Here is a 19,302-nt window from a genome sequence, read left to right on the forward strand (position 1 = left end):
CGTTCCACCGTGTTTCCCGGGGCAGTTGGGGGCTGAGTGCCCGCTGAGTGCCGGCTCGGTGCGCGCTCAGTGTCCGCGAGGTGCCAACGCGGCCCAGTCCACGGTGACTTCGCCCTGGCGCCAGCGTGCGGGACCGTCCGTCACCGGCCAGTCGGCCGCCAGGTCCCGGACCGTGCGCAGCCAGCGCTGGCGGGCGCCGTAGGAGGCGAAGGGCGCGGCGCCGGCCCACGCGCGGTCGAAGTCGCGCAGGAAGGCGTGCACCGGTTCGCCGGGCACGTTGCGGTGGATCAGCGCCTTCGGCAGCCGTTCGGCGAGGTCGGAGGGGCGCTCCAGGGAGCCGAGCCGGGTCGCGAAGGTCACCGTGCGCGGACCCTCGGGACCGAGCGCGACCCACACGTGCCGCCGCCCGATCTCGTCGCACGTCCCCTCGACAAGGAGCCCGCCGCGCGAGACACCGTCCGCCGGGGCGAGCCGCGCGCACAGCCGCCGCCACACCGCCGCGACCTGCTCCTCGTCGTACTGCCGCAGCACGTTCGCCGCCCGGATCAGCGTCGGCCGCCCCGGCACCGGGATCTCGAACCCGCCGTGCCGGAAGGTCAGCCCCTCGCGCTCGTACGGCCGCGCCGCCGCGACCCGCTCGGGTTCGATCTCGACGCCGACCACCTGGGCGCGGGGCGCGGCGGTACGCAGACGGGCGAGCAGCTCCACGGCGGTCCAGGGCGCGGCGCCGTAGCCGAGGTCGACGGCGACCGGCGCGTCCGCGCGGCGCAGCTCGGCGCCGTGCGTGGCCGCGATCCAGCGGTCCATGCGGCGCAGCCGGTTGGGGTTGGTGGTACCGCGCGTCACCGTGCCTACGGGTCGGGAGGTCGCGCGGGATGCCATGGATACGAGGGTAAGCGGGCGGGGAGGGGGGTCCGTCCGGGTGTGTGCTGGGCCGGGGTGCGTCCCGGTCCGGACTCGTGCCGTTCCCGGTGGCGCGCCGGTCCTGGACTCGCGCCGATCCCGAACGGTTGAGCGAATCATGGTCATGATTGGGTAAAGCCGCTTGATCGGGCCGGTCATCGGGAAATGGGCGGACACCCGTCGGGTGTTGCACGTCCGGGAGGGCTGGGTCGGTCCTCCGGTCGTCATGGCCGTGCCGAGGAGGAGGAACGCCACGTGAGCCAGTACGTCAGCAGGCTCGGGCGTCGCTCCCCGGCGGCGCCGCCCCGGCTGAGGCTGCACCGCAAGCCGCGCCGGGTCGCCATGCTCTCCGTGCACACCTCCCCGCTCCACCAGCCCGGCACCGGCGACGCGGGCGGCATGAACGTCTACATCGTGGAACTGGCCCAGCGCCTGGCCGCGATCAACATCGAGGTCGAGATCTTCACCCGGGCCACCTCCGGCGACCTCGCCCCCACCGTCCAGCTCGCCCCCGGCGTCCTGGTCCGGCACGTGGACGCGGGTCCCTATGAGGGTCTGGCCAAGGAGGACCTGCCCGCCCAGTTGTGCGCCTTCACCCACGGCGTGATGCAGGCATGGGCCGGACACCGCCCCGGCTACTACGACCTCGTCCACTCCCACTACTGGCTCTCCGGGCACGTCGGCTGGCTCGCCGCCCAGCGCTGGGGCGTCCCGCTGGTCCACGCCATGCACACCATGGCCAAGGTCAAGAACGCCAGCCTGGCCGCCGGTGACACTCCCGAGCCCGCCGCGCGCGTCATCGGTGAGACCCAGATCGTGCACGCCGCCGGGCGGCTCATCGCCAACACCGCCGAGGAAGCCGCCGAACTCGTCCGGCACTACGAAGCCGACCCCGCCAAGGTCGCCGTCGTCCACCCCGGTGTGAACCTCGGCCGCTTCCGCGTCTCCGACGGCCGCGCCGCCGCCCGCGCCCGGCTCGGTCTGCCGCAGGACGCCCTGATCCCCCTCTTCGCCGGGCGGATACAGCCCCTCAAGGCTCCCGACGTGCTGCTCCGCGCCGTCGCCCATCTGCTGGACGAGCGCCCCGAGCTGCGCCCGAGGATCGTCGTGCCCGTCGTTGGCGGACCCAGCGGCAGCGGACTGGCCAAGCCCGAGGGGCTGCAGAAGCTCGCCGCGCGGCTCGGCATCGCGGACGTCGTACGGTTCCGCCCGCCGGTCGGACAGGAACAGCTCGCGGACTGGTTCCGCGCCGCGTCCGTGCTGGTCATGCCGTCCTACAGCGAGTCCTTCGGGCTCGTCGCCATCGAGGCGCAGGCCACCGGCACACCGGTGATCGCCGCCTCCGTCGGCGGTCTCCCGGTCGCCGTCCGCGACGGCGAGACCGGCTTCCTCGTCGATGGCCACGACCCGGCCGCCTACGCCCGCGTCCTCAGCCGCTTCGCCGACGACCCCACCCTCTCCGCCCACATGGGCACCGCCGCCGCCCGCCACGCCCTCGGCTTCGGCTGGGACGCCTCGGCGGCGGCGACGGCGGACGTGTACACGGCCGCGATGGCGACACACCGGCGTCGCGTACGCTCGCCGCATGGGTGAGGTGGGGGCTGTGGGCGGTGCTCACATGGGTGGTGCCCACATGGGTGGTGCCCACATGGGGGCGGCGGACATAGGTGGTGCGCACATGGGCGCAGCCGACATGGAGGCGCCCGCCTGCCTGGTGACGGCCGACATGGGCGGTGCGCACATGGGCCGTGCTCACATGGACGCGCCCGACATGGGTGGGACGGACATGGGTGGTCCGAGAAACATGACCCCGTGCCCCCATGGGGGCTGACGACATGGGCGAGGCGAACATGGGTAACGGGGCGAACATGGGTGAAGCGCACACGGACGAGGCGCACATGGGCGACGCGCACACAGGCGACGCGCACACGGTCGACACCGACACTGACAGCGCCGCGCGCGTCATCGAGGACGCCCTCAAGGACGCCGAGCTGGAGTGGGAGAGCCCCGAAACCGGGTCCTACGTCGTCAAGCTCCCCGGCACCCGCAAGCTCTCCACCACCGTGTCGTTCCTCGTCGGCCGCCACACCCTCTCCGTGAACGCCTTCGTCATCCGGCACCCCGACGAGAACGAGGGCGGCGTCCACCGCTGGCTCCTGGAGCGCAACCTCAAGCTGTACGGCGTGAGTTACGCCGTCGACCGCCTCGGCGACATCTACGTCACCGCCCGCCTCCCCCTCGCCGCCGTCACCCCCGACGAGATCGACCGCCTCCTCGGCCAGGTCCTCGAAGCGGCCGACGGCGCCTTCAACACCCTCCTGGAACTCGGTTTCGCCACCGCGATCCGCAAGGAACACGCCTGGCGCGTCTCCCGAGGCGAGTCCACCCGCAACCTGGACGCCTTCGCGCACCTGCTCCGCCGCGAAGAAAGCTGACGCGGCGTCAGGCGCGACCGCTCCGGTAGCGCCCCGGAGTCACCCCCACCAACCGCTTGAAATGCCGCGTGAGATGAGCCTGGTCGCAGAATCCGGTGACCGTCGCGACCTCGCCCGGCGGCAGACCGTCGAGCAGAAGACGACGGGCGCGACCGACGCGGCGGGAGGTCAGGTACTGGTGGGGCGGAATGCCGTAGGCGGCGCTGAACGTCCGTACCAGATGGGCGGGATGGGCATGCAGCAGCCGACCGGCGTCCGCGAGGGTGAGCCGCCCGGCGATCTGCTCGTCCAGCAACTCCCGTAGGAGACGGGCCAGTACGGGATCAGGGCGACCCGACTGCCTTTCCAGCCGCCTGAGATGCCCCCGCAACCGCTCCCCGACCAGCGCCAGCCGACTCTCCGCCTCCAGTTCGTCCCCCGCCCGGCGCAGCGCTCCGTGCAGTCGCCCCACCCGCTCGCGCAGCACCGCGTCCACGAGGTCGGGACCGTCCACGGCGGCACCGATCAACTCCTCGCCGAGCAGGCTCTCTTCGAGGTACAGCACCCGCTTGCGGAAGCCGTCCGGGGTCGCGGCGGCGCCGTTGTGCGGCACATGCGGCGGCAGCAGGGTGACCGTGTCGCGCGGAGTCCCGTGCTCCTGCCGCCCGAGGTCGTACCGCACCGCGCCGTCGTCCACGATCAGCAGCGTCCAGGCGTCGTGGACGTGCATCGGATACGCGTACTCCGTGAAACGCGCGTGGAACACCTCCACGACACCCGGCACCCGTGGGCGCCAGGCGGAGACGTCACGCTGGTCGGAGGGCACGCAAACAACGTACAAGACGCTGCCGCGCCCCGGTCGGCAGTCTCGGGGCATGAACGAACAGCCCCTTTCCGCCGATGGTCCCGTCACCCGGTTCGACACCAAGATCGCCGTGCTGCTCCGGGACGACCTGGAGACCTGGCAGCGGCTCAACGTCACCGCGTTCCTGGTCAGCGGCTTGGGCAGCCAGGTGCCCGAGGTGGTGGGCGCGCCGTACGAAGACGCGGACGGTGTGGGTTACCTCCCCATGTTCCGGCAGCCCGTGATGGTCTTCGAGGGCTCCAAGGAGACCCTGTGTGCCGCCCACACACGTGCGCTCACCCGCGCTCTGCCCCGCGCCCTGTTCACCGCCGACCTCTTCGCCACTGGCAACGACCACGACAACCGGGCAGCCGTACGGGCCGTACCCACGGCGGAACTCGACCTGGTCGGTCTCGCGGTGTACGGCCCGAGGAACGGGGTGGACAAGGTGGTGAAGGGGGCGCGGATGCACCCGTAGCGGCGTGCGGAGTCAGGCGGTGCGCAGCTCCGCGGGGGCACTGTCGGAGACCTCGGCGCCGGTGTCCGCCGGGACGGCTTCCGCCTGGACCGGGTCGGTCTGGACGGCGACCGTCTCCTCCTTCGGCAGCCCCCGCATCAGCACGCCGTACCCGAGCCCCGCCACCGTGCCGATCACCGCGCACCCGCCCCACAGCCACGCCGCGCCGAACCGGTCGATCACCGCGCCGGCGACCAGCGGGGCGACCAGCGCGGCGGCGGACCAGGACAGTCCGTAGACGCCCTGGTAGCGCCCGCGCCCGTGGACGGGGGAGAGGCGGACGACGAGCCCGGTCTGGGTCGGCGCGTTGACGATCTCGGCGAGGGTCCACACCACGACCGTCAGCGCGAACAGCCCGACCGACCCGGCGAAGGCGGTGAGCCCGAAGCCGTACCCCGCGAGCAGCGAGGAGACGACCAGCAGCATCCGGGCGTCGCGGTGCTCGATGAAGCGGGTGACCGGGATCTGGAGGACGACGATGAGGATGCCGTTGACGGCGATGGCCAGACCGTAGTCCGCCGGGGAGAACCCGGCGCGGCCCATGGCCACCGGCAGTCCGACCGAGCCCTGCTGGAAGATCAGCGCGATGAGGAAGGACAGCCCGACGACCGCCATGTACCGCCGGTCGCGCAGCACGGTGCCGAGACCGACCTGGTCCCCCGTCTCCTTGGCGGCGGGCGCCGGGCGGGACTCGGGCAGCTTGAGGAAGACGACGACCGCGCAGATCAGCGTCATCCCCGCCTCGATGAGGAACCCGGCGCGGTAGCTGTAGCGGGCGATGAAACCGGCGCCCATGGAGGAGACGGCGAAACCGAGGTTGATCGCCCAGTAGTTGAGCGAGAAGGCGCGGACCCGGTCCTCGGGGCGCACGATGTCGGCCATCATCGCCTGCACGGCGGGCCGCGAGGCGTTGGAGGCGGCGCCGACCAGGAAGGCGACGGCGGCGATGGCGACCGGGTCGCGCACGAAACCGAGCAGGGCGACCGCGGCGGCGGTGGAGAGTTGCGCGACCAGCAGCGTCGGCCGCCTGCCGAACCGGTCCGCCATCACCCCGCCGCCCAGCGAGGAGACGACCCCGCCGAGCCCGTGCAGGGAGGCGACGAGACCGGCGTACGAGGCGGAGTAGCCGCGGTCGAGCGTCAGATACAGCGCCATGAAGGTGGCGACGAACGCGCCGAGCCGGTTGATCAGGGTGCTGGTCCACAGCCACCAGAAGGCGCGGGGCATACCGGAGACGGAGGCGCGGACGGCCGATGTGAGACGGCCGACGGGCGCGGCGAACGCGGACATGTGGGCGGGACCCCCCGGTAAGCGGTGCTGGCGGTGAGCGCAACTTACGATGGCGGTGTTGTCGGGAGCCACTCAATTAACAGATGCCGTCAACCGTGGGTACGGCGATGGGTGCCGTCGGCGGTGCTTTCGGCGGCGCTGTCGGCGGTGCCGTGGGCAGCCGGGACGGCCGTTCCGGAGGTGGATTACGCTCTGACCCATGGCCGACGCACCGTACAAGCTGATCCTCCTCCGCCACGGCGAGAGCGAGTGGAACGCGAAGAACCTGTTCACCGGCTGGGTGGACGTCAACCTCAACGAGAAGGGCGAGAAGGAGGCGGTCCGCGGCGGTGAGCTGCTGAAGGACGCCGGCCTGCTGCCCGACGTGGTCCACACGTCGCTCCAGAAGCGCGCGATCCGCACGGCCCAGCTCTCGCTGGAGGCCGCGGACCGCCACTGGATCCCGGTCCACCGGAGCTGGCGCCTGAACGAGCGGCACTACGGCGCGCTCCAGGGCAAGAACAAGGCGGAGACGCTGGCCGAGTTCGGCGAGGACCAGTTCATGCTCTGGCGCCGTTCCTACGACACCCCGCCGCCGCCCCTCCCGCGCGACGCGGAGTACTCCCAGTTCAACGACGCCCGCTACGCCGACCTCCCCCCCGAGCTGCGCCCCCAGACGGAGTGCCTCAAGGACGTCGTCGTCCGCATGCTCCCCTACTGGTACGACAACATCGTCCCCGACCTCCTCGACGGCAACACGGTCCTGGTCGCCGCCCACGGCAACTCCCTCCGCGCCCTGGTCAAGCACCTGGACGGCATCTCGGACGAGGACATCGCGTCCCTCAACATCCCGACGGGCATCCCGCTCTACTACGAGCTGGACGCGGACTTCAAGCCGGTGACGCGTGGCGGGAAGTACCTGGACCCGGAGGCGGCGGCTGCTGCGATCGAGGCTGTGAAGAACCAGGGCAAGAAGAAGTAACGCGACCGCCACAGAGCCCCCGACCTGCTGTTTCTCGGCAAGGCGGGGGCTTTTTGGTGGGGCCGTCTCTGGTCCGCCGGTTGTCAGGACACGATGAGGCGGCTGGTGAAGCCGTCGCGGATGAGGGATTCGTACGCTCCGTGCACGTCCTCGGGGACTTCTTGCTCGATGGCGAATCCGCGCTTGGGGTATTCGATGACCCGCTGGAGGTCGCCGACGAGCATGTCCAGGACGAGTTTCTCGTTGCCGATGGACTTCACGTAGTCGTCGAGTTCGAGTGGTTCCGAGGCGCAGAGGATCTGGACGTCGGGCCACAGTTTGCGGGCGGTGGCGTAGGAGCGGCGTTCCATGTAGGGCTTGGAGACCAGCAGGATCGTGGTCGGGGTGATGCCTGCGGTGGTGAGGATGTCGCGGGAGAGGGTGATGTTCTGGCCGGTGTTGGCGGCGTTCGGTTCCAGCAGGATCGCTTCGGTGGGGACGCCGAGGGTGATGGCGTGTTCGCGGAAGTGGACGGCTTCGCCTCGGGGGAAGACCTGGGCGGTGGTGGGGCTGTTGCCGCCGGTGAAGACGAGGGTGGGGAACAGTCCGGCGTGGTACAGCTCGGCGGAGTGGGTGGCGACGCCGAGGTCGTGACTGCCGAGTCCGATCGCCACGTCGACGGGACGCAGCGCGTGGTGCATCTGGTGGTAGTCCCAGATCAGCGCGGCCCGCTGCCACTGGTCCTCGGTGATGGCCTGCTGGTTCTCGCCCACTTGTCTCTCCCCGGTCACCGTCGCCGCTGCAGAGCGCAGGCGCTCAGGTCGGTCGACGCCCGATGCTCAGCAGGTGCGAGCTGGCGGCCAGAAGCTCGGGGTACGGCTCGGCCATGCGCGCTGCGGTCAGTGCTGATTCGAAAAGCGGGGTGTCCCGGAAGTCGCCGCCGGTGTTTCGTTCGGCTGCGGCGAGCATGGACCAGGCTGGTCCTTCGATGCCGAAGACCTGGGTTTCGGTGAAGCCCGCGGCCGTCACTTCGTCGCGGAGTTGTTCGCCGCTGTGGAAGTAGGCCGCGGTGAACGCTTTCTTCCCGTCGTGGATCTGCGAGGCCAGGATCTGGCCGATGCTGTTCCGCATCGGCTCCTTGTGGAGGTGTCCGAACGCGGCGTGTTCGAAAAGGCTGGCGTACCGGTTGATGCCGGCCACGGCCAGCAGGCCGCCCGGCTTGAGTACGCGGTAAGCCTCGGCAAGTGCTTGGTCGCGATCGGTGCGGGCGACCAGGTGGTACAGCGGTCCGAGCAGCAGGACCACGTCGAAGGAGGCGTCCGTGGCCGTAAGGCTGCGGGCATCACCGATTTCGACGGTGGCGCCGGTCCCCCTGGCCTGATCGACGTGCCGGGGGATCGGGTCGACGAGGTGCACGCCGTAGCCGTCCTCGACCAGCCAGCGGGCATGGGCGCCGGGGCCGCCTCCGACGTCCAGCACGCGGGCCGGTGGTGTCGGCAGGTACCGGCGCAGCAACTCCCGGGTGCGCACCATCTCCAGGCGCCCGTCGGCCGTGGTGGTCAGCCTGTCCGCCTCGTCGGCGGTCTCGGTGTAGAACCTCATGATCTCCGGCGCTAGCTCGGGATGCGTCATGCGGGCATTCTGGTTCGTGACAAGTGGACCGGCCCAGGCTTTTTGAGGATCGTGGCGGGCGGCTGGGGCGCCTGGGTCTTGCCGTGTCAGAGGCTCGCCTTCTGTGTCCGGCATGGCGGCATCCTGGGGCGGAGTGGACAGCGTGACCAACCCCGAAATCCCCTACGTGAAGGTCCACTTCCGGATGGAGGTCGAGGACGACTGGCCTCCGGTCTCCGTGGAGAGTCTGTGGGCTGTCGATCTGGGGGACGGCACCGTGCGGCTCGACAACGTGCCCTGGTTCGTGCGGGGTATTGCCTGTGGGGACGTCGTGGCCACCGAGGCTGATGAGGAGGGCGTGCGGTGGGGTGGTGAGGTGGTCCGGCGTTCGGAGAACTGCACCGTCCGCCTGATCGTGCTCCGGGACGGCGGCTCTCGACCGGCACGGCAGAGCGTGCTCAACGCGTTCCGGGGGCTCGGCGTCGGCGGAGAGGGCATCGAGCGGTTCGGGATCGGCGCCCTGGATATTCCGCCCACCGCCGACCTCGCCAAGGTGCAACGGCTGCTCCGGCACGGCGTCGACAAGGAGTGGTGGCACATGGAGGAGGGGTGCGTCACTGTGCAGTGGCGGGCTGCTTCCGCCGACTGACGTTCCCCAGGCTGTTCGCTGTTGGTGGGTGGCGGCGCCGACAGCGGATGCGGGGCGCGCGGAGAGCCACGCGATTGAGGAAGCGGGTGCGCGCCGTGGTCGGGGGGAGCGTCCGGGGCGTGGGTGACGCGCTCGCAGAACTCCAAGGGCGTGCAGCCAGGAAACGCCAGCGCTAGCACAAGACTTGACACGCGTTGCGCTGCAGTTCAGCGAGCGTCTCCCTGAATCTCTCAGGCTTCTCAAACTGGTTCTGGCGCTTCTACTCCTCCTGCCCACGTCAGAATCGATCCATGGGACGTTGTGCTGGTGTGACGCGGCAGGGCCTAGCTTGTCGAAACTCTGCTGGCCAGAACGGCTTTTGCCACCTACACGGTGGTGGCGGACGAAGTCGGGCACTGATGCTCCGCCAACCTCCAGTGCCTGCAGGGGTGTCACACGGCTTGGGGCCTCAGCGCCAAAGAAAGCGAAGGGGCTGGTTGTGGAGACTGCGGTATCTCTGCGTGAGTTGGTTCGAAGTGTTGTGCAGCGCTATTGACCGGCGCCGGCGACGTTAGGGAGCGAGACAGAGCTCCGGTGACCGGATCTTCGCTGGGGTGGAAGGGGTGTTCTCGCTCTGAACTCCGTGACGATTCCTACGACGGGTGTGCCTCCAAGGCCGATTAGCGGGAGCGAGCGGCTGCGCGCCTGCATCGATGCCTCTGGGTTGAGCTACGGCGTGTTCCAGGTCCAGAGCCTCCGTGTCGTGGTAGCGGGTCAGTCGTAGACGCGTGCGTAGGCGTGAGCCAACTCCGGTGACGAAGTGCTCTCTTCCCTAGATCACGTATGAGGCGTTGGCGCGGAGGGCGGTCAGGGCGTCTGTCGCGGCCTCGTCGTCGGAGGTCAACAGGGCTTCCAACCAGTCGCGTTGTTTTCGCAGAGCAAAGCCGCCGCGCCGCCGTTCAGGCAATGAGGGGTCCCGCCCCACTGACAGGCCGACCCCCTCACCGCCCGTACATCCTCAGCCGCACTGGCAAGGCGCCCCCGACTGGCAGCCGCAGCCGCAGCCCGAGCCGCAGCCGCAGGCGGCGATCAGGGGGAGGGAGAGGGGGTTGGCGGGGTGGTCCGTGGGCTCGGGCTGGGTGGGGTCGGGTGTGGTGGGGGATTCGGGCATGGGTCCTCCTCGACACGGGGGCCAGATGGCCCCGACCGTTCCATGCCCAATTCCAGGGCCGTGCCTACGGGGTATCAACGGCGCATTCAGGGCGCATGGGGGCGTCCGCACGCCCCCGGGCAAGTCCCGGCAGGGGCAGGGAGGTTCACCGCGCCTCGCCCGCCCCGCACGCAACTCCCGTGTCACGTATGGGGGTCCCCAAAAGCCTCGGCCGTCCCGCCGGCAACCCTCCGCCCCACCGGCAACTCCCGTCCTGCCAGCCATCGCCGGTAACCCCCGGCACCCGCTGGACACTTCACCGGGTCCCGGAGACCACCGCCCTGCCCTCAACCCCCTTCCCCCTCACCCCTGTTCCGCCCCGCCCCCCGTAGGCGGCACATCCTGCTGCTGGAGTTCGTCCGCGTGCTCCCCCGTCACCAGATAAACCACCCGCTTCGCGACAGCCACCGCGTGGTCCGCGTACCGCTCGTAGTAGCGGCCCAGCAGCGTGACGTCGACCGCCGTTTCGATGCCGTGCTTCCAGCGGTCGTCGATCAGGTGCTGGAAGAGGGTGCGGTGGAGGAGGTCCATCTCGTCGTCGTCCTGCTCCAGTTGGAGCGCGAGGTCGACGTCCTTGGTGATGATGACCTCCGCCGCCTTGGCCATGAGCCGCTGTGCGAGCTGGCCCATCTCCAGGATGGTGGCGTGCAGGTACTGCGGGACCGCCCGCTCGGGGAAGCGCAGCCGGGCCAGCTTGGCCACGTGCTGGGCGAGGTCGCCCGAGCGCTCCAGATCGGCGGACATGCGCAGCGACGTGACGACGATGCGCAGATCGGTGGCCACCGGCTGCTGGCGGGCCAGCAGGGCTATCGCCCGGGCTTCCAGGTCGTGCTGGAGTTCGTCGACCTTCTGGTCCGCCTCGATCACGCTCTCGGCCAGCTTCAGATCGGCGTCCAGGATGGCGGTGGTGGCGCGCCCGATCGCCGAGCCGACCAGCCGGGCCATCTCCACCAGACCGTCGCCGATCGAGTCCAGTTCCTCGTGGTACGCGTCCCGCATCGGTTCCCTCTCCTACAGACAGTCCTACGTATACGTACAGTCCTGCGTACAGCCGGGGCTCCTCGCGCGGACCCACGTCCACACCGCCCCACGCTCCCACGTTCCGCCCCGTACGCGTCCGTTTCCGCCACCCGGCGTGAACGCCCACTGGCCTGAAGGTGAACTCTGGGCGACGAGTGTCCGAGGTCGCACTCCGGTGGCTGTGGGCATGTCGTACCCCATGCCTAACCTGGTCACATGGACGTGAACGCGGCGGTCGCCGCAGCGGCGGCGATCGCCGGGGTGCTCACCGGCGTCATCGCCGTGCTGGCGTTCCGCTGGAGCGAGCGCGACCAGAAGCGGCCCACCCGGACCTCGCTGCACACCGACGCGGTGCTGCCGCCCGGCGTGGACACCGTGCTGTCGGTGCTGCGCTCCTCGGCGGTCGTACTGGACGAGGCGGACGCCGTGGTCAAGGCCAGCTCCGCCGCGTACGCCCTCGGTCTGGTCCGGGGCGGCAAGCTCGCGGTCGAGCCGATGCTCCAGATGGCCAGGGACACCCGGCGCGACGGCGAGATACGCCAGGTCGAGCTGGACCTGCCCCGGCGCGGCACCGGACGCGGCGAGGCACTCGCGGTCTCGGCGCGCGTCGCCCCGCTGGGCTCCCGCCTGGTGCTGCTGCTGGTCGAGGACCTGACCGAGGCCCGCCGCATCGAGGCGGTACGACGCGACTTCGTGGCCAACGTGAGCCACGAGCTGAAGACCCCGACCGGCGCCCTCTCCCTGCTCTCCGAGGCTGTCATGGACGCCTCCGACGACCCCGAGGCGGTCCAGCGCTTCGCGGGCCGGATGCAGATCGAGGCGACCCGGCTGACCAACCTGGTCCAGGAACTGATCGACCTCTCCCGGGTGCAGAACGACGACCCGCTGGAGGACGCCGAGCCGGTCCGGGTGGACGAGCTGGTCGCCGAGGCTGTCGACCGCTGCCGCCACCAGGCGGGTACGAAGCAGATCACCATGGCCGCCGCGATCCAGGGTCCCGAGCGCCCCGCCTCCGAGGGCGGCGGTCGCCGCGCCGGTACCGAACTGCGCGTCTGGGGCAACCGCGGCCAGCTCGCCGCCGCCCTCGGCAACCTGGTCGAGAACGCCGTCAACTACTCCCCGGCCCGCACCCGCGTCGGCATAGCCGCCCGGCGGGTCGCCGCGCCCGGCGGCGACCTGATCGAGCTGGCGGTCACCGACCAGGGCATCGGCATCTCCGACAAGGACAAGGAGCGCATCTTCGAGCGCTTCTACCGCGTCGACCCGGCCCGCTCGCGCGCCACCGGAGGCACCGGTCTCGGGCTCGCGATCGTCAAGCACGTCGTCGCCTCGCACGGCGGCGAGGTCTCGGTCTGGAGCGCCGAGGGCCAGGGCTCCACCTTCACCCTGCGACTGCCGGAGGCGGGCGCCGCCCGCGCCCGCGCGGCACAGCACCCCGGCCTCGACGACGAGGACGGGTCAGGCGACTCATCCCCTTACGAACCGCTTCCCGCCCCGGAGGTCCTTCCGTGACCCGAGTGCTCGTCGTCGAGGACGAGGAGTCCTTCTCCGACGCCCTGTCGTACATGCTCCGCAAGGAGGGCTTCGAGGTCGCCGTGGCGGCGACCGGCCCCGACGGACTGGAAGAGTTCGAGCGCAACGGCGCCGACCTCGTGCTCCTCGACCTGATGCTGCCGGGGCTGCCCGGTACGGAGGTGTGCCGTCAGTTGCGCGGCCGCTCCAACGTCCCGGTGATCATGGTGACCGCCAAGGACAGTGAGATCGACAAGGTCGTCGGCCTGGAGATAGGGGCCGACGACTACGTGACCAAGCCCTTCTCCTCGCGCGAGCTGGTCGCCCGCATCCGCGCGGTGCTGCGGCGGCGCGGCGAGCCGGAGGAGGTCACCCCGGCGGCGCTGGAGGCGGGTCCGGTCCGCATGGACGTGGACCGCCATGTGGTGACCGTCGGCGGCGCCAAGGTCGACCTCCCGCTGAAGGAGTTCGACCTGCTGGAGATGCTGCTGCGCAACGCGGGCCGGGTGCTGACCCGGATGCAGCTCATCGACCGGGTGTGGGGCGCGGACTACGTGGGCGACACCAAGACCCTCGACGTCCACGTCAAGCGCCTGCGCGCCAAGATCGAGCCGGATCCGGGCGCGCCGCGCTTCCTGGTCACCGTGCGCGGTCTTGGCTACAAGTTCGAGCCGTAAGCCGTACCGGCGGTATCGGGCGGTACGACGAAGGGTGGGCGCCCCGGGATTCCGGGGCGCCCACCCTTCGTGTGTCGTACGTCCGCTCAGTGACCGGCGGCCGACTGGGACGCCGAGTCGGTCGGCGTCACCTTGTCGCCCGCCTTGTGCGAGGCACCCGCGGCGGGGGCGGACGCCTTGCCGTCCGCGGACGCGCTGTTGCCCGGCTCCGGGGAGGTGGACGCCGAGGCGGAGGAGGACGGGGAGGACGCGGCGGCGGGAGCCGACGGGATCTCGCTCGGACCCCACTTGGTGAAGTAGCTGGTGGCGGGGACCACGAAGGCACGCAGGCTGACCGCGCCGGTCTGGCTGAAGGTGAAGGTCACCTTCTGCGCGTTGCCGTTGCGGACGACCTCGCCGCCGCTCGCGAGCATGGCGGAGGCGTTGTCCTTGCCGCCGATGACCAGGGAGCCGTGCGGCGGGACGGTCAGGCTCTGGCCCTTGGCGGGCTTGAGCTGGACGCTGTCGCCGGCACCCGGGACGCTGATCGACTGGAGGGTCTGGGCGTCCTTGCCCGAGTTGAACAGCGTCGCGGAGATCGCGAGGGGGCCCGCGGCCTTGGCGTCGGGCTGCGTGATCACCAGGGCGTTCTGGACCTTGATGGTGCCGACGCTGGTCGCCGCGTTGTCGGGCCTGATCTCCAGGGTCTGGGCGTCGTTGCCGGCACCGCAGGCGGCGAGCATGGCCAGCGGGAAGGCGATGGCGGAGGCGGCGAGGGCGCCGCGTCGAAGGCTGCTGCTCACGGCGGCGGCAACTCCTTGAACGCACGGACGGCCTTCTTTGTAAAGCCGCCCTAAGTATCAGTCAGCGGGCTTAGGCTACCGAGCCGTTCCAGGTCGGCCGCACCCGACCCTCCCCAAGACCCCGCCGTCCCTCCGGGTGGGCGAGCGGAGAACCCGCCACGACACGCCGGTACGGCACACCGGACGACCGCGACACACACAGCGACGCACGGCGCGACACACCGAGCGGCACGCCCCCGGGCACGCCCTCTCTCTCCCCCCCCGTGACACACCGCCGAATTTCCGGTGAAGGAATGCGGCGCCCGGGATTTCGCCCGGCCGATTGACCCACGTGATTGAGCGGGATTGAGCCACTTGATTGAGCCACTTGAATGACCGACCCCTATTGACGCGCCGTATTGCCGGTCCGCAATGAGCGTTCCGGGTGATCCTTCGGATCATCGGAGTGCCCCATCCGTCTCTTCATCCGCTTCATCATCATCGGCAACATCCGTCACTGATCCACCGTCCGCCGGGGCGCCTGTGATCAATTCCGGATTCGTCTCGTACCGGCCCCCGGTCATCGAACGGAGCACCGGAAGTCGTACGCTTGAGAGTGGGCAAACCGGGACATTCGTCCGCTCGGAGTGGATCTGAGGAGCGTGTGACGTACGCGTTTCACGCCGCCCGCAGAGCCGCTCCGACCTGCGAATACCCGGTTCCGCAGGTGGCCCGCAGCACGTTCCGGTCGCTGTTGTCAAGCCCCGAGATATGCCCTGACCTGCGAAAACGCCATTCAGAAGACGCCGTATCCGTGTTACCCTGGATAGCCACGGAAGGGGTACCTGTCACATGACGTTCAAGGTTGGCGACACCGTGGTCTATCCCCATCACGGGGCCGCGCTGATCGAGGCCATCGAAACTCGCCAGATCAAAGGCGTGGACAAGACCTACTTGGTGCTGAAGGTCGCCCAGGGTGACCTGACGGTACGTGTGCCAGCGGACAATGCGGAGTTCGTCGGCGTGCGTGATGTGGTCGGTCAGGACGGGCTGGACCGGGTCTTCGAGGTGCTGCGCGCGCCGTATGCCGAGGAGCCCACGAACTGGTCGCGTCGTTACAAGGCAAATCTGGAGAAGCTCGCCTCCGGCGATGTCATCAAGGTCGCGGAAGTCGTGCGTGACCTGTGGCGTCGTGAGCGCGAGCGCGGACTCTCCGCCGGTGAGAAGCGCATGCTCGCCAAGGCCCGCCAGATCCTGGTGAGCGAGCTGGCTCTCGCGGAGAACACGAACGAGGACAAGGCCGAGGCGCTGCTCGACGAGGTACTCGCCTCCTGACGCCCGGCAGGCAGCCCCCTGTCTGCTTCCGACGCGCGCACTTTTGAGCCGCCGCTCACGAGTGGGCGCGCCAGGCACAGCCACGACGCCGCGGTGCCCGACGACACTGAACCTGTCGCGGGCGCCGCGGCGTTCTCGTACCCCGCCACCGCCACACCACGCGCGGAACCTGTCGTACGACTCGGAGAACCCCCGATACTGGTGTGCCGGGTCCGGGTGACGGCTCGACCAGGGTCACGGAAGGGTCCGGTCAAGGCGTGCCGCCCGGCACTCCTCCAGGCCATACCCACCCAGGACGAGCACACAAACCTGACAGGAACCGATGTCTGACGAATCGCGTCCCGCGCCCGCCGAGTCCCCTTCCGGGAGCCGTGTCGCCGCCGTGATCCCGGCCGCCGGGCGGGGCGTACGCCTCGGTCCGGGCGCCCCCAAGGCGCTGCGCGCGCTGAACGGCACGCCGATGCTGATCCACGCGATCCGCGCCCTGGCCGCCTCCCGGTCCGTCTCCCTGGTCGTCGTCGTGGCGCCCCCGGACGGCGCCGCCGAGGTGAAGTCCCTGCTGGACGACCACGCGCTGCCCGAGCGGACCGACTTCCTGGTCGTCCCCGGCGGGGAGAGCCGCCAGGAGTCCGTCCGGCTCGGTCTCGACGCGCTGCCGCCGGAGTACGACGTCGTCCTCGTGCACGACGCCGCCCGCCCGCTGGTCCCGGTGGACACCGTGGACGCGGTCGTGGAGGCGGTGCGCTCCGGCGCTCCCGCCGTGGTCCCGGCGCTGCCGCTGGCCGACACCGTCAAGGAGGTCGAGCCCGCCGCCGTGCCCGGCGAGCCCGAGCCCGTGCTCGGCACGCCCGAGCGCGCCCGGCTGCGCGCGGTGCAGACCCCGCAGGGTTTCGACCGGGCGACGCTGGTGCGCGCCCACGAGAGCGTGACCGAGGACGTCACCGACGACGCGAGCATGGTCGAGCGGCTCGGCGCGCTGGTCGTGACCGTGCCCGGGCACGAAGAGGCGTTCAAGGTCACCCGTCCCCTCGACCTCGTCCTCGCGGAGGCGGTCCTCAACCGCAGGAGGCTCAACGATGGCTTCTGAGATCCCGGCGCTGCCCCAGGTCGGCATCGGCACCGACATCCACGCCTTCGAGGAGGGTCGCGAGCTGTGGTGCGCGGGTCTGAAGTGGGAGAACGCCGGACCGGGACTGGCCGGGCACTCCGACGCGGACGTCGTCGCGCACGCCGCCTGCAACGCGCTGTTCTCCGCCGCCGGTCTCGGTGACCTCGGGCAGCACTTCGGCACCGGGCGCCCCGAGTGGGCCGGCGCCTCCGGGGTCGCGCTGCTCACCGAGGCGGCCCGGATCGTGCGCGCGGCGGGGTTCGCCGTCGGCAACGTCGCCGTCCAGGTCGTCGGACCCCGCCCGAAGATCGGCAAGCGCCGGGACGAGGCGCAGCAGATCCTGTCCGCCGCCGTCGGCGCGCCGGTGTCGGTGTCCGGCGCCACCACCGACGGGCTGGGCTTTCCCGGCCGGGAGGAAGGGCTGATGGCGGTCGCGACCGCGCTGGTCGTGCGGGTGGGCTGACCGCGCCCGGTAACGCGTGGGACGGGCCGGGCTCGTCGTGCGGGTGAGCCGAGGGCGTGCGAGGGTACCCGCAGAGTCATCGCCGACCGAGGAGGTACCCCCATGTCCGCCGCCCTGTCCGACCGGCTCAAGGCACTGCTGGACGGTCCCGTCTTCATCGTCGTCGGAACCGTCCAGCCCGACGGCAGCCCCCAGTTGTCGCCGGTATGGGTGAAGCGGGACGGCGACGACGTGCTCTTCTCCACCACGGTGGACCGGCGCAAGAAGAAGAACCTGGACCGCGACCCGCACGTGTCCGTCGTGGTCATGGACCCCGAGCGCCCCTACGAGTACGCCGAGATCCGCGGCACCGCCGACATGACCACCGACGGGGGGCAGGAACTGATCGACGAGCTGTCGAAGAAGTACACCGGCAAGAAGTACGCCGACTTCAACCCGGCCGCCGCCCAGGACGCCGAGCGGGTCGTCGTCCGGATCACCCCGCGCAAGGTGGTCGGCAGCCTCTGACGGCGGCGGGCGGCACGGTACGGCGCCTTCATCGCCGTCCTGTGCATGGCACGGTGACGCGCCCACTACCCTGGGGGGGTGACTATTCGCCTGTACGACACCAGCGCCCGGCAGATTCGCGACTTCACCCCGGTCAAGCCGGGCTGTGTCTCGATCTACCTGTGTGGCGCCACCGTGCAGGCGGCCCCCCACATCGGGCACATCCGCTCGGGGCTGAACTTCGACATCATGCGCCGCTGGTTCGCCTACCGCGGCTACGACGTGACGTTCATCCGCAACGTCACCGACATCGACGACAAGATCATCACCAAGGCTCACGAGCAGAACCGCCCCTGGTGGTCGATCGGGTACGACAACGAGCGCGCCTTCAACGACGCGTACACCGCCCTCGGCTGCCTGCCGCCCAGCTACGAGCCCCGCGCCACCGGCCACATCACCGAGATGATCGAGATGATGGAGGGCCTGATCGAGCGCGGTCACGCCTACGCGGCGGACGGCAACGTCTACTTCGACGTGCGCTCCTTCCCCGACTACCTGGAGCTGTCCCGCCAGGAGCTGGACAACCTGCTCCAGCCCTCGGGCGACGGCGAGACCGGCAAGCGGGACCCGCGCGACTTCGCGATGTGGAAGGCGGCCAAGCCGGGCGAGCCGAGCTGGCCGACCCCGTGGGGACCGGGGCGTCCCGGCTGGCACCTGGAGTGCTCGGCCATGGCGCACAAATACCTGGGCTCGGTCTTCGACATCCACGGCGGCGGTCTTGACCTGATCTTCCCGCACCACGAGAACGAGATCGCCCAGGCGAGGGCCTACGGCGACGAGTTCGCGCGGTACTGGGTGCACAACGCCTGGGTCACCATGGCGGGCGACAAGATGTCCAAGTCGCTCGGCAACAGCGTGCTGGTCTCCGAGATGGTCAAGCAGTGGCGCCCGATCGTGCTGCGCTACTACCTCGGCACCCCGCACTACCGCTCGATGATCGAGTACAGCGAGGAGTCGCTGCGCGAGGCCGAGACCGCGTTCGCGCGCATCGAGGGCTTCGTGCAGCGCGTCCTGGAGAAGGCCGGGGGCACGGTCGAACCGGCCGCCGAGGTGCCGCCCGCCTTCGCCGAGGCGATGGACGACGACCTGGGCGTCCCGCAGGCGCTCGCCGTCGTGCACACCACGGTCCGCCAGGGCAACAGCGCGCTGGCCGCCGACGACAAGGAGGGCGCCGTCGCCCGCCTCGCCGAGGTCCGCGCCATGCTCGGCGTGCTCGGTCTCGACCCGCTGGACCCCCAGTGGGCCGGGGAGGGCGGCGAGCGCGGCGAGGACCTGCACGGGGTGGTGGACAGCCTGGTCAGGCTCGTCCTCGACCAGCGCGAGTCCGCCCGCGCCCGCAAGGACTGGGCCACCGCCGACGCCATCCGCGACCAGCTCGGCCAGTCCGGGCTCGTCGTCGAGGACAGCCCCCAGGGTCCGCGCTGGAGCCTCGGCGCCCGCTGACCCCTGCTTGATCGACTGTGCCGCCCGGCTCTCCGGGCGGCACACTGCATACATACGTACGAAAGCTCACGGAGACGGGT

At 70.5% G+C, this 19,302-nt stretch carries 20 protein-coding genes; 12 read left to right on the top strand and 8 right to left on the bottom strand.

Features of this window, described 5'->3' with window-relative positions:
- Positions 1–66 precede the first annotated feature (66 nt).
- Entirely contained in the window at positions 67–882 is an 816-nt protein-coding gene (locus tag IF655_RS21940; protein WP_199586720.1) for a class I SAM-dependent methyltransferase, read from the bottom strand.
- Positions 883–1,158: 276 nt separating this feature from the next.
- Here IF655_RS21940 and mshA point away from each other — a divergent pair, with 276 nt between their 5' ends.
- Positions 1,159–2,496 (top strand): D-inositol-3-phosphate glycosyltransferase, encoded by a 1,338-nt coding sequence (gene mshA / locus IF655_RS21945; protein WP_199586721.1) that lies wholly within the window; start codon positions 1,159–1,161, stop codon positions 2,494–2,496.
- Between the two features lie 305 nt (positions 2,497–2,801).
- Positions 2,802–3,338 (top strand): YbjN domain-containing protein, encoded by a 537-nt coding sequence (locus IF655_RS21950; protein WP_199586835.1) that lies wholly within the window; start codon positions 2,802–2,804, stop codon positions 3,336–3,338.
- 7 nt (positions 3,339–3,345) lie between these two features.
- Here the strand turns inward: IF655_RS21950 and IF655_RS21955 are convergent, their stop codons facing one another.
- On the bottom strand, positions 3,346–4,194 hold the full coding sequence (locus tag IF655_RS21955) for an AraC family transcriptional regulator (RefSeq protein ID WP_199586722.1): 849 nt from the start codon (positions 4,192–4,194) through the stop codon (positions 3,346–3,348).
- Between IF655_RS21955 and IF655_RS21960 the strand changes: the two genes are divergently transcribed.
- Complete coding sequence (locus IF655_RS21960) at positions 4,193–4,639, top strand: DUF2000 domain-containing protein (protein ID WP_199586723.1); 447 nt, start codon at positions 4,193–4,195, stop codon at positions 4,637–4,639. The genes IF655_RS21955 and IF655_RS21960 overlap by 2 nt on opposite strands.
- 12 nt (positions 4,640–4,651) lie before the next feature.
- Here IF655_RS21960 and IF655_RS21965 read toward each other — a convergent pair whose 3' ends face one another.
- Positions 4,652–5,968 (bottom strand): MFS transporter, encoded by a 1,317-nt coding sequence (locus IF655_RS21965; RefSeq protein ID WP_199586724.1) that lies wholly within the window; start codon positions 5,966–5,968, stop codon positions 4,652–4,654.
- Between the two features lie 199 nt (positions 5,969–6,167).
- Here IF655_RS21965 and IF655_RS21970 point away from each other — a divergent pair, with 199 nt between their 5' ends.
- Positions 6,168–6,929, top strand: coding sequence for a phosphoglyceromutase (locus tag IF655_RS21970; RefSeq protein WP_199586725.1), 762 nt, complete (start codon positions 6,168–6,170; stop codon positions 6,927–6,929).
- An 83-nt stretch (positions 6,930–7,012) separates the two neighbouring features.
- Here IF655_RS21970 and IF655_RS21975 read toward each other — a convergent pair whose 3' ends face one another.
- Complete coding sequence (locus IF655_RS21975; protein ID WP_199586726.1) at positions 7,013–7,681, bottom strand: YdcF family protein; 669 nt, start codon at positions 7,679–7,681, stop codon at positions 7,013–7,015.
- 43 nt (positions 7,682–7,724) lie between these two features.
- Positions 7,725–8,540 carry a class I SAM-dependent methyltransferase gene (locus tag IF655_RS21980; protein ID WP_199586727.1) on the bottom strand — a complete coding sequence of 272 codons (816 nt, stop codon included), beginning with the start codon at positions 8,538–8,540 and terminating at the stop codon, positions 7,725–7,727.
- Positions 8,541–8,682: 142 nt separating this feature from the next.
- Here IF655_RS21980 and IF655_RS21985 point away from each other — a divergent pair, with 142 nt between their 5' ends.
- Positions 8,683–9,168, top strand: a complete 486-nt coding sequence (locus IF655_RS21985; protein ID WP_199586728.1) for a DUF4265 domain-containing protein — start codon at positions 8,683–8,685, stop codon at positions 9,166–9,168.
- Between the two features lie 997 nt (positions 9,169–10,165).
- Here IF655_RS21985 and IF655_RS21990 read toward each other — a convergent pair.
- Positions 10,166–10,318, bottom strand: coding sequence for a hypothetical protein (locus tag IF655_RS21990; RefSeq protein WP_199586729.1), 153 nt, complete (start codon positions 10,316–10,318; stop codon positions 10,166–10,168).
- A 342-nt stretch (positions 10,319–10,660) separates the two neighbouring features.
- Positions 10,661–11,356, bottom strand: a complete 696-nt coding sequence (gene phoU, locus IF655_RS21995; protein ID WP_199586730.1) for a phosphate signaling complex protein PhoU — start codon at positions 11,354–11,356, stop codon at positions 10,661–10,663.
- Between the two features lie 237 nt (positions 11,357–11,593).
- Here phoU and IF655_RS22000 point away from each other — a divergent pair, with 237 nt between their 5' ends.
- Both IF655_RS22000 and IF655_RS22005 read left to right on the top strand, forming a co-directional pair.
- Positions 11,594–12,889, top strand: a complete 1,296-nt coding sequence (locus tag IF655_RS22000; protein WP_199586731.1) for a cell wall metabolism sensor histidine kinase WalK — start codon at positions 11,594–11,596, stop codon at positions 12,887–12,889.
- Positions 12,886–13,566, top strand: a complete 681-nt coding sequence (locus IF655_RS22005; RefSeq protein ID WP_018548425.1) for a response regulator transcription factor — start codon at positions 12,886–12,888, stop codon at positions 13,564–13,566. The genes IF655_RS22000 and IF655_RS22005 overlap by 4 nt, the downstream gene beginning before the upstream one ends.
- Positions 13,567–13,652: 86 nt before the next feature.
- On the opposite strand, the gene IF655_RS22010 is transcribed toward IF655_RS22005, so the two are convergent.
- Complete coding sequence (locus IF655_RS22010) at positions 13,653–14,348, bottom strand: DUF461 domain-containing protein (RefSeq protein WP_199586732.1); 696 nt, start codon at positions 14,346–14,348, stop codon at positions 13,653–13,655.
- An 831-nt stretch (positions 14,349–15,179) separates the two neighbouring features.
- Between IF655_RS22010 and IF655_RS22015 the strand changes: the two genes are divergently transcribed.
- The 5 genes from IF655_RS22015 (at position 15,180) to cysS (ending at position 19,222) form a co-directional block, all read left to right on the top strand.
- Complete coding sequence (locus IF655_RS22015; RefSeq protein WP_003953493.1) at positions 15,180–15,662, top strand: CarD family transcriptional regulator; 483 nt, start codon at positions 15,180–15,182, stop codon at positions 15,660–15,662.
- 322 nt (positions 15,663–15,984) lie between these two features.
- Complete coding sequence (gene ispD, locus IF655_RS22020) at positions 15,985–16,749, top strand: 2-C-methyl-D-erythritol 4-phosphate cytidylyltransferase (protein ID WP_199586733.1); 765 nt, start codon at positions 15,985–15,987, stop codon at positions 16,747–16,749.
- The gene (gene ispF, locus IF655_RS22025) at positions 16,739–17,233 is read left to right on the top strand and encodes a 2-C-methyl-D-erythritol 2,4-cyclodiphosphate synthase (protein ID WP_199586734.1); all 495 of its coding nucleotides are present in this window, start codon (positions 16,739–16,741) and stop codon (positions 17,231–17,233) included. Before ispD ends, ispF begins: the two co-directional genes overlap by 11 nt.
- Before the next feature lie 102 nt (positions 17,234–17,335).
- Positions 17,336–17,740, top strand: coding sequence for a PPOX class F420-dependent oxidoreductase (locus IF655_RS22030; RefSeq protein WP_199586735.1), 405 nt, complete (start codon positions 17,336–17,338; stop codon positions 17,738–17,740).
- Between the two features lie 78 nt (positions 17,741–17,818).
- The gene (cysS, locus tag IF655_RS22035) at positions 17,819–19,222 is read left to right on the top strand and encodes a cysteine--tRNA ligase (RefSeq protein ID WP_199586736.1); all 1,404 of its coding nucleotides are present in this window, start codon (positions 17,819–17,821) and stop codon (positions 19,220–19,222) included.
- The last annotated feature ends 80 nt before the right edge of the window (positions 19,223–19,302 follow it).

Source organism: Streptomyces sp. DSM 110735 (genome assembly GCF_016482685.1).
Taxonomy (GTDB): domain Bacteria; phylum Actinomycetota; class Actinomycetes; order Streptomycetales; family Streptomycetaceae; genus Streptomyces.

Bases quoted from the DNA above. Each gene is read 5' to 3' on its own strand.
- IF655_RS21940 (WP_199586720.1), bottom strand. From the start codon at position 882: ATGGCATCCCGCGCGACCTCCCGACCCGTAGGCACGGTGACGCGCGGT.
- IF655_RS21950 (WP_199586835.1), top strand. From the start codon at position 2,802: ATGGGCGACGCGCACACAGGCGACGCGCACACGGTCGACACCGACACT.
- IF655_RS21960 (WP_199586723.1), top strand. From the start codon at position 4,193: ATGAACGAACAGCCCCTTTCCGCCGATGGTCCCGTCACCCGGTTCGAC.
- IF655_RS21955 (WP_199586722.1), bottom strand. From the start codon at position 4,194: ATGCCCCGAGACTGCCGACCGGGGCGCGGCAGCGTCTTGTACGTTGTT.
- IF655_RS21965 (WP_199586724.1), bottom strand. From the start codon at position 5,968: ATGTCCGCGTTCGCCGCGCCCGTCGGCCGTCTCACATCGGCCGTCCGC.
- IF655_RS21970 (WP_199586725.1), top strand. From the start codon at position 6,168: ATGGCCGACGCACCGTACAAGCTGATCCTCCTCCGCCACGGCGAGAGC.
- IF655_RS21980 (WP_199586727.1), bottom strand. From the start codon at position 8,540: ATGACGCATCCCGAGCTAGCGCCGGAGATCATGAGGTTCTACACCGAG.
- IF655_RS21990 (WP_199586729.1), bottom strand. From the start codon at position 10,318: ATGCCCGAATCCCCCACCACACCCGACCCCACCCAGCCCGAGCCCACG.
- phoU (WP_199586730.1), bottom strand. From the start codon at position 11,356: ATGCGGGACGCGTACCACGAGGAACTGGACTCGATCGGCGACGGTCTG.
- IF655_RS22000 (WP_199586731.1), top strand. From the start codon at position 11,594: ATGGACGTGAACGCGGCGGTCGCCGCAGCGGCGGCGATCGCCGGGGTG.
- IF655_RS22015 (WP_003953493.1), top strand. From the start codon at position 15,180: ATGACGTTCAAGGTTGGCGACACCGTGGTCTATCCCCATCACGGGGCC.
- ispD (WP_199586733.1), top strand. From the start codon at position 15,985: ATGTCTGACGAATCGCGTCCCGCGCCCGCCGAGTCCCCTTCCGGGAGC.
- ispF (WP_199586734.1), top strand. From the start codon at position 16,739: ATGGCTTCTGAGATCCCGGCGCTGCCCCAGGTCGGCATCGGCACCGAC.
- IF655_RS22030 (WP_199586735.1), top strand. From the start codon at position 17,336: ATGTCCGCCGCCCTGTCCGACCGGCTCAAGGCACTGCTGGACGGTCCC.